Here is a 1243-nt window from a genome sequence, read left to right on the forward strand (position 1 = left end):
GCGCCTCGTAGAAGCCCGCCAGCACGATCTCGCCGCCCGGCGCGAGACGCGCGATCAGCCGGTCGAGGCCCGCCGCGTCGCCGCTGACGTCGGTGATCCGGGCGTAGTCGCTGCGCGGGTCGTCCTCGGGCGCGAGGACCGCGTAGCCGTGCGCGCCGGCCGCGCGGGTGGGGTCGGTCTCCCAGACGGTGGGCTCGGCACCCGCGAGAACGCTCAGCCGGGCGAGCAGCCGCCCCAGCACCCCGTGACCGACGATGAGCGGGCGCTCGCCCGGCAGGATCGGCGAGAGCGCGTGCTGCGCGGTTGCCGCGAGCGCCAGCAGGCAGCCCCGCGCGCCGAGGCCGGGATCGACCGGCACGAGGCGGGCCGCCGGCACAACGAGGTGCGAGGCCGCGCCGCCGAACAGCCCGCGCACCGGCCCGAAGCAGCGCGCGCCCGGCACGAACACGCTGTCGCCCGGCGCCAATCCCGATCCGGGCGGGGCCGAGACGACGCTGCCGACCGATTCGTAGCCCGGCACCAGCGGGTAGCCGAGGCCCGGGAAGGGCGGCATCCGGCCCGACCAGAGCAGGCGCTCGGTCCCCGTGCTGATCCCGCTCCAGGCGATCTCCACCACCGCGTCGAGCGGCCCCGCGGGCGTCAGCGCCAAGCGGCTGAGCGCGAGGCGCTCGGGCTGTTCGAGAACGACGGCGAGGGTGTCCATGGTCTGGATCTTTCGCGTCCGTGGCCGACCGAAGTCGGTTGTGTCATCTTATATAGACACTTTGTTGCGTCAACATGAATTAACGGAGTGGCCGTTCGGCCGGTGTTGCCCGAACCGCGACGCCCCCCTTCCGCGGGGGAGGGTTGCTCACGCGCGCCTGGCCTGGATCACCCGGACGAGCAGCGGGCGGCGGGTGCGGCGCTCGGCGATGCGGCCGAACCCCGCTTCCCTGAGCAGCGCCCGGATCTCGTCGGCCCGGCGCGGCCGGCCGCTGCCCATGGCCAGGAGGTAGAGGCCGAAATACGCGTCCCCGACCGGCTCGGCCCCGGGCGTGCCGGCCATCGGCTCGGCCACCAGCAGGGTGCCGCCCGGCGGCAGGGCGTCGTGGATCCTGCGCAGCAGGGCGAGCGCCGGCCCGTCGTCGTGGTCGTGCAGCACGCGCACGAGCGTCGCGAGGTCGGCGCCCCGGGGCAGGGGATCGCGGTGGAAGCTGCCCCCGTGGCAGGCGGCGCGGTGGCCGAGCCCGGCCTCCTCCAGGCG

The 1243-nt window shown here is 75.5% G+C and carries 2 protein-coding genes; both read right to left on the bottom strand.

Annotated elements, in window-relative coordinates; translation table 11 throughout:
- Positions 1-703, bottom strand: a 703-nt coding sequence (gene bchC, locus AX737_RS10715) for a chlorophyll synthesis pathway protein BchC (RefSeq protein ID WP_066921192.1), incomplete at its 3' end; no start/stop codon positions are given.
- A 147-nt stretch (positions 704-850) separates the two neighbouring features.
- Positions 851-1243, bottom strand: a 393-nt coding sequence (locus AX737_RS10720) for a methyltransferase (protein WP_280949067.1), incomplete at its 5' end; no start/stop codon positions are given.

The organism is Methylobacterium sp. CCH5-D2, assembly GCF_001556475.1.
Classification (GTDB): Bacteria; Pseudomonadota; Alphaproteobacteria; order Rhizobiales; family Beijerinckiaceae; genus Methylobacterium; species Methylobacterium hispanicum.